We start from the raw sequence: 7,505 nt of genomic DNA on the forward strand, positions 1-7,505 counted from the left end.
CTACAAAGTCTCGATAAATCGTGTGAACCCTTCTTGTCCCACAACATCACGTTTAAAAACACCAGCATCTTCCAATACGCGGGCAAAAACGGCCCCAACTGCTTTTTGAACGATCTCCGTCACATTTTCATGTGTGATTTGATTATTAGTTTTCAATTGATCCGCCCACTCAGCATGATAATCAGCAATGCTGTTGTCCTCATCCAATAAGTATTTTTCGACCTCTTTTAATTCAGATTCCAAACGTGGAGGCAAAACAGCCAGCCCCATTACTTCAATCAAACCGATATTTTCTTTCTTGATATGCTGCACATCAGGATGCGGATGGAAAATGCCGTCAGGAAATTTCTCTGAAACATTGTTGTCGCGTAAAACAAGATCCATTTCAAAAAGATCATCTTTTCGACGAGCAATTGGTGTGATTGTATGATGCTGTATACCATCTTCCGTTTCAGCAACGATTTGTAAATCTTTATCTGAATAAGTTTGCCATTTTTGAAAGATCATATTCGCTGCTTCAATTAAATCTTTTTGATTTTTTCCTTGCAGCCGAATTACAGACATCGGCCATTTGACTATACCGGCTTTAATATTTGGAAAAGCTTTTAACTCAAAGGTTCGCTCCATTTCAGCTATCGCCATTGGAAATGTGTGGCGTCCGCCTTGATAGTGATCGTGAGAAAGAATCGAACCACCGACAATCGGCAAATCAGCATTTGACCCGACAAAATAATGCGGCAGAACCTCCGTGATTTTTAATAGGCGCTGAAATGTTGCTTTGGTGATTTTCATTGGGCGATGCTCTTCTGATAAAATGATGCAGTGTTCATCATAATAAGCATACGGCGAATATTGAAAGCCCCAGCTTTCCCCATCAAGATTCATCCGAATAATGCGATGGTTGGTCCTTGCCGGATAATTTAATCGACCCTTGTACCCTTCATTTTCCATACACAGCATACATTCGGGGTAATCTACTTTTACCGCCTGACGTTCTGCAGCGATTTGTTTCGGATCCTTCTCTGGTTTTGACAGGTTGATTGTGATCTCTAACTCACCATATTCAGTTTCAGCGGGAAAAATGATATTGCGTGAAATTTCCCGTGTTTTGATATAATCATTGTCTTTGCTTAGCTTGAAAAAATAATCCGTTGCTTGCACTGGATCTTTAGAATAATATTGAGCAAAATAGGCATTAACTACTGATGGCGGAGGTGTCATCAAATCCATCAGCTGGGCTTCTAACATATCTTTTTCTGCTTGCAGATCAGTAATTACTTTATTTTTTTCTGCCTGAATTAAAAGCAGGTCCACTAAATCTACCGCACTTTCAGTGACTCTTCGGATTTCTGCCTGTGTTAGAGAATCCTCTCCAATCATAGCGATAACTCGATTTTCTAAATACAGACGATCCATTTCCATCCAACCGCCTGATTGGATCGCTAAGGTAATAAAATCTCTGATTGTTTGACTGACTGACACGTTTTCTCCCCCTAGTCTTCATATCCATGTGGATGACTAACATGCCAGTTCCACGCTGTTTCAATGATTGCTTTAATATCCGTATATTCTGGATTCCAGCCTAACGTTTCTTTGACTTTTTCACTGGAAGCGACTAAGCGGCTTGGATCCCCTGCACGACGCGGACCAATCTCAGCTGCAATCTCCTTACCAGTTACTTCACGAGCTGCATCTAACATCTCTTTAACGGAGTAGCCATTATTTGATCCTAGATTAAAGAAGTTGCTGGGATTTCCAGCCTTTAAATATTCTAAAGCAAGAATATGAGCAGCAGCTAAATCTTCTACTTGTACATAATCGCGAATACATGTGCCGTCAGGTGTATCATAATCTTCACCGAAAATCGTCAAGTGATCTCTTTGTCCTAAAGCAACTTGTAAAATGATTGGTACTAAATGCGTTTCAGGATCATGGTCTTCACCGATACTTGCATCTCTTTTTGCACCAGCAACATTAAAATAGCGTAAAGCCACATAACGCATGCCATAAGCATTGTCACACCACTTCATCATTTTTTCCATCATTAATTTGCTTTCACCGTAAGGATTGGTCGGATTAGTGGCAACTTCTTCTGTGATAGGCGAGACACCGGGTTCGCCATAAGTCGCTGCTGTTGAAGAAAAGACGATATTTTTCACACCAAACTCTTCCATAACTTCTAATAAGCTTTCCATTCCGACGACATTATTATTGAAATATTTTAAGGGCTTCTCTACTGATTCCCCAACCAATGAACTAGCTGCAAAATGCACAACTCCGTCGATGGTTTCTTTTTTGAAAACATCTGTCATAAAGGCCTTATCACGACAATCTCCTTCGTAAAATCTTGCATCTGGATGGACAGCTTTGCGATGTCCTGTTAATAAATTGTCAATCACGACTACATCATAATTTTGAGAAACTAGTTTATCGACTGTATGAGAACCAATGTATCCTGCCCCGCCTAGAACTAAAATTGCCATTTGATCTACTCCTGTCATCTCTATTTTATTTAGTAAACAAATTATAGTTTGTTTACTAAATAAATGCAAGACCCTTTTGCATTCATTAAACTTTTCATTTTTGAAGTTTTGCTTCATAATGAATGTAAGACGAAGTAATTAGTTTACAGCTCGTAAACAAAAACATAATTTTCATTGGAAATTATGTTGCTGAGAAAGGAGTGATGAAACGATGCGTAAATTTGCCTCAGGATTCGTTACTGGTACTTTAACTGCAGCAGCAGTAGTAGCTGGTGTGGTGATGGGTGTTAAGAAAAAAGTAATCGATCCTATCGAAGAAAAAGAATCAAAAATCGATGAAAATCGTAAAAAAGCTCGCAGAAAAAGAATCGCACGATAAAAAAGAAAGCCGCTTGGCTTTCTTTTTTATCTATAAATTGAGTTGACGATCTGATTAGCTAAGTAAAAGACACGATCGTTGCTTTTTGGTCGTGGTGAAGCAGCATTCAGCCAATCCAATCCTTCAAGAGGTATCCCATAACAATAGATATGTGGCAACACAGTACCATTTTTATCAATCACTTGATGCGTTTTACGAGCTACTTGGATTGCTCCTGTGGCATGCTTACTACCGTCAAACGTTAAGCTATGAGCGGATAGATAGCCTTTTCCCCGCATTTTCAACAACAGAGAATTTTTCGTCCGCTCCAGGCTAGTCGCAGGTAAACGAGCTTCAATCAAATTTTTTCCTTTAAAAGAACGGTTTGGATTCTTTTTACTATAAGCCAAAAATGATCCATTTGTTCTTTCAATCACCATTTCAGGTGCCAGAAATTCAATAACTCCCGCCTCTGCTAACGCCAATAATTGTTTTTGCCGAATCACTGGTGCCCCGATCGTTAGAAAACTATAGTTTCGATTAAACGTCCCAAAGAAATCTTCAAAATATTCTTTTGGTGTAAATTTTTCTTGATCCAGCATAAAATTAAACGGGGCCTGCAACTCTTTATACGTATCGATTGCCGCAGCGATTGCACCTGTTTGATTCCCTAATTCAGCTTCAGCTATATCTTTTTTCAGATAATTTTGAATGAAATCAGGAAACTCTTCTGGAGAAACGTTATTCGCCGGATCTAAAAGTGCTAGCCAATCTAAACGATTCTCGGCAGAAATTTGATAGTCGTTCAAAACTTTTTCTCGGTCGTATTTGCGATAATCTTGTAAAAATTTTTCTAAATCAAGCTCTGAATGCGCCAATTTCTTCTGATAGAAAACCAGTTCAGCTTCTTTTTTTAATAAATCAAATAGTTCCTCTGCACTGCCTTGAAACTGTTCCATAAATTCTTGTGTTAAAATTTGCGGTTGAGCCTCTTCTCCAGGATTTTTCTGATTATTTGGTCGTACATGATACGGCAGACCTCTTCCAGAACCAACAATCAAAAGCGGTTCTTTTCCAGAAGGCTCATAAACTAAGCAATTCTCTTCTTCAGAAAACTTACCACCCCATTTAGCAACAAACAACGCAATGTAATCAAAGAAACTTAACCCCAAACCGCGGAGAATCACAGTATCTCCCTCAACTAAATGATCCAGCTGAGTGTCAGAAGGATTACCGGGTCCTTGATAAAAAAGCTTATGCGCTTCTGCATACTCTTGATTTTCCATTTCAGCTTTACTCAAATAATTGGCAGAGTGACCCGTCGCTAAAATGACATCATTTACTTGATAGCTTCTTGAAGCTTGAATCAAAATGGCCGTTTCTGTCATATTTAAATCAATGACTTTTTCTTTGATTAAATCAACAGTAACATTCTCTGGCAAATCTCTTAACAACTCATCGAAAAAACAACTTTGGTAAACGCCATAATAACGCCGCTGACAATAATCATTTTTTCCAAGTTTGGTCTCCGCTGAAAAAACTTCTTCATAGTTTAAAGAAGATAAATATTTTGGTGCTTCCACTCGACTCCATTCGGCTAGATTCGGACCTTCATCTTCGGAAAATAGTGTCACATGCTGCATGACAGTATTCATAATGACTTGATCGCTTTGATCTTCACGCCAAACATTTCCACCTGGGCCATCAGGGTCAAATAGCAAGACTTCAACCTGCTCATTTATTGGAGATTGCTTAATTAGCCGATCCAATGCGATCAATCCATACGGCCCTGCTCCAATAATTGCAATTTTTTTCATACACATTCCTCTTTTTTGATAGATTCGTCTCTTTTCGTTTCTTTAAGAGTAGAGAAAAATCGTAGAATAAGCAATAAAAAAAAGCTTCTGATGCTCAATCCACCAGAAACTCAAAAAATTATTACAATACCCAGCGTTCAAAAGCTTCTTTCACACCGTCTTCTAAATTCGTTGCCACGGTATAATCAGCGGCTGACTTAACTGTTTCGCTGGCATTTCCCATTGCTACGCCAGTACCTGCAAATTCGATCATTGATAGATCATTCTCTGCATCACCGATCGCCATTACTTCAGATTGTTGAATCCCTAGATGCTCACTCAATTCTTTCAATGCCAAGCCTTTGCTGGCGTTCGAATTTAGCACTTCAAGGAAAAACGGTGTACTACGGACAATCGTATATTTTTCGAAATACTCTGCTGGAATTTTCTTGAAGGCCTCTCCTAAAATTTTCGGATCATCAATCATCATCATCTTAACCGGCGACACATTCGCAGCAATTTCTTCTGGAGTTCGATAGTGTAATGGCATATTAACTAAATAAGATTCTAAAATTGTATACGGACTGATATCACGATTAGCAGTATACATGGCCTTTTTATCTGCAATGTGTAAATGAACATCCAGTAAACGAGCCAAATAATCGATCTCTAAATAATCGGCTCTCGTTAAACTATGTTCTGCTACAATATCCCAAGTTTTTGTATTCAAAACTAACGCACCATTATAAGTAATGATATAATCATCTTCATTATCCAAACCAAGAACTTCTAATTGTGCCTTAGTTCCCGATAATGGCCGGCCCGTGGAAAGAACCACATATACTCCTGCTTTACGCGCTTTTTTAATACAATCAACGACTGGTTGATTAATTTCGTGATGGTCATTCAACAATGTTCCATCTAAATCGATGGCAACTAACTTTATACTCATAAAATTCTCCTAATTCTTCTTTTTTTACTATCAACTAAACCTTTTGATTAGACGATAACTAAATTTTACTCATTCAATTGTAGTTTCAAAACGGCAAAGTTCTATAGCACTCTATAAAAAGTTTACAGATTTCATAATAAGCGTAATTCATTATTCCGTCAATTCTGCAAAATATTCACTCTAACTTATAAACCCACTAATACTTAATACTGAAACGAAAATAGAGAAAAACGGCCAGACATCTATCCAGCCGTTAAAAACTAATCGATTTTTTTCTGTTTAATTTTCCCAGTCCATTCTTGCATACCGCCTTTAAGAATGAATAAGTCCGTATAGCCTTTTTTACGCAACATATTTGCTGCTCGGGCACTAACCGCCTTATTCTGATCGTAAATATAAATCGGTTGGTCTTTTCGCAAAGAGCTGAATGTTTCTTTCAACATACTATAGGGGAAACTACGTGCTCCCAAAATATGTTTTGCATTGAATTCATCCCGTTCACGAACATCAATGACCTGTGCTTTACGCATCCCAGCTTGAAATTCCTCTTGAGAAATGGTTTTTGCAGAACGTCTCATCATAATCCGAACCACTAACTCATAAAGAGCATACAGAGCGATTACCGAAATTAGTACAATATTAATTTTCCACCAAATTGACATGAATTGATTCCTCTCTTACCCTTAATCTATTTAGCCAATGAAGCCGCGCCGATCACGCCTGCTTCATTTCCTAACTCTGCTAATTTAATTTTAGTACTTTCCCGTACTTGGGGGAAAGTAAACTCTTTGAAATAGCTTTCGACACGACTGCGTAAAAACTCGCCGGCAGCAGATACGCCGCCACCTATAATAATTGTTGACGGGTTCAACGTATTTCCGATATTTCCGCAAGCTAAACCTAAATAGAAAGTTACTTTGTCAACGACCATTAATGCTAAATCATCGCCTTCACCTTCCGCTAATTCAAAAACGTCTTTACTTGTGATGTCTTCACCATTATCCAAACGTGCTTTTAGTTTTGAACCGCCGGCATATTCTTCTGCTAGTTGACGAGCCACTCGAACAATCCCCGTTGCACTAGCGACTGTTTCTAAACAACCGCGTTTGCCGCAAGTACATTCAAAACCATTTGGATCGACCGTCACGTGCCCGACTTCACCGGCGCAACCAGCGATTCCATGAAGCAATTGTCCGTTCATCACGATTCCTCCGCCAACGCCCGTTCCTAAAGTCATAAAGACTACATCCGGCTCATTGTCGCCAGCGCCTTTCCAGCGTTCGCCTAAAGCAGCGACATTGGCATCGTTATCGATACTAAACTTGATCTTCGTTCCTTTTTCAATCTCGCTTTTAACCTGTTGCAATGTCGTCCAATTCAAATTATACGCTCCAATAACTGTTCCAGCTTCAATATCGACACTTCCTGGAGTTCCCATGCCGATCCCGATGAATTGTTCTGGCGTCATATTATATAGAGACAAATGGTGATTGATCGAAGTAATGATATCTGGCACAATATGTGAACCATCATCTAAAATATTCGTTTCAATACTCCATTTTTGCTGAATTTCACCTGCTTCAGTCAAAATAGCAAATTTCACGGTCGTCCCGCCTAAATCAATACCTAGTAATTTTTTATCCATTCTAGTCACCTTCTCGACTTTCTTCAATGTGATGTTCCCGTTTTAAAATGCGCCATCCTTGCATATAAGTGTCCCGTTCGATCACGCGACTCTCATATAAATTTTTCAACTCAATCTGCATCAATTCGATATCATAGATCCGCTTTCCAACGTAAACATAAATACCAAACTGCTTCAACAACTGCTGCACATCATACAAACTTTCCATCAAACCACATCCCTAGTATTATACCTGTCTCTTATACACATCTCCGAGCCCACGAGACGCTCA

Annotated in this window: 8 protein-coding genes; 1 reads left to right on the forward strand and 7 read right to left on the reverse strand. The window is 38.9% G+C overall.

Annotated elements, in window-relative coordinates:
* Together galT and galE are read right to left on the reverse strand one after the other, a co-directional pair.
* Complete coding sequence (galT, locus tag A5875_RS06995) at window positions 1-1,482, reverse strand: UDP-glucose--hexose-1-phosphate uridylyltransferase (RefSeq protein WP_088932936.1); 1,482 nt, start codon at window positions 1,480-1,482, stop codon at window positions 1-3.
* An 11-nt stretch (window positions 1,483-1,493) separates the two neighbouring features.
* Window positions 1,494-2,483: a UDP-glucose 4-epimerase GalE gene (gene galE / locus A5875_RS07000; RefSeq protein WP_088932937.1), complete on the reverse strand. Its 990-nt coding sequence runs from the start codon at window positions 2,481-2,483 to the stop codon at window positions 1,494-1,496.
* 211 nt (window positions 2,484-2,694) lie between these two features.
* Between galE and A5875_RS07005 the strand changes: the two genes are divergently transcribed.
* Window positions 2,695-2,862 carry a DUF3042 family protein gene (locus A5875_RS07005; protein WP_088932938.1) on the forward strand — a complete coding sequence of 56 codons (168 nt, stop codon included), beginning with the start codon at window positions 2,695-2,697 and terminating at the stop codon, window positions 2,860-2,862.
* Between the two features lie 26 nt (window positions 2,863-2,888).
* On the opposite strand, the gene A5875_RS07010 is transcribed toward A5875_RS07005, so the two are convergent.
* The 5 genes from A5875_RS07010 to A5875_RS07030 form a co-directional block, all read right to left on the reverse strand.
* Window positions 2,889-4,658, reverse strand: coding sequence for an FAD/NAD(P)-binding protein (locus A5875_RS07010; protein ID WP_088932939.1), 1,770 nt, complete (start codon window positions 4,656-4,658; stop codon window positions 2,889-2,891).
* A gap of 121 nt (window positions 4,659-4,779) precedes the next feature.
* Window positions 4,780-5,589 (reverse strand): sugar-phosphatase, encoded by an 810-nt coding sequence (gene yidA, locus A5875_RS07015; RefSeq protein ID WP_088932940.1) that lies wholly within the window; start codon window positions 5,587-5,589, stop codon window positions 4,780-4,782.
* Between the two features lie 260 nt (window positions 5,590-5,849).
* The gene (locus A5875_RS07020) at window positions 5,850-6,251 is read right to left on the reverse strand and encodes a rhodanese-like domain-containing protein (protein ID WP_088932941.1); all 402 of its coding nucleotides are present in this window, start codon (window positions 6,249-6,251) and stop codon (window positions 5,850-5,852) included.
* Window positions 6,252-6,277: 26 nt separating this feature from the next.
* Window positions 6,278-7,234 (reverse strand): ROK family glucokinase, encoded by a 957-nt coding sequence (locus A5875_RS07025; protein WP_088932942.1) that lies wholly within the window; start codon window positions 7,232-7,234, stop codon window positions 6,278-6,280.
* 1 nt (window position 7,235) lies between these two features.
* A complete protein-coding gene (locus tag A5875_RS07030) occupies window positions 7,236-7,442 on the reverse strand; it encodes a YqgQ family protein (RefSeq protein ID WP_088932943.1) in 207 nt (68 codons plus the stop codon).
* Between the last annotated feature and the right edge of the window lie 63 nt (window positions 7,443-7,505).

The sequence above is a fragment of the Enterococcus sp. 3H8_DIV0648 genome, assembly GCF_002140655.1.
Lineage (GTDB): Bacteria > Bacillota > Bacilli > Lactobacillales > Enterococcaceae > Enterococcus_A > Enterococcus_A hulanensis.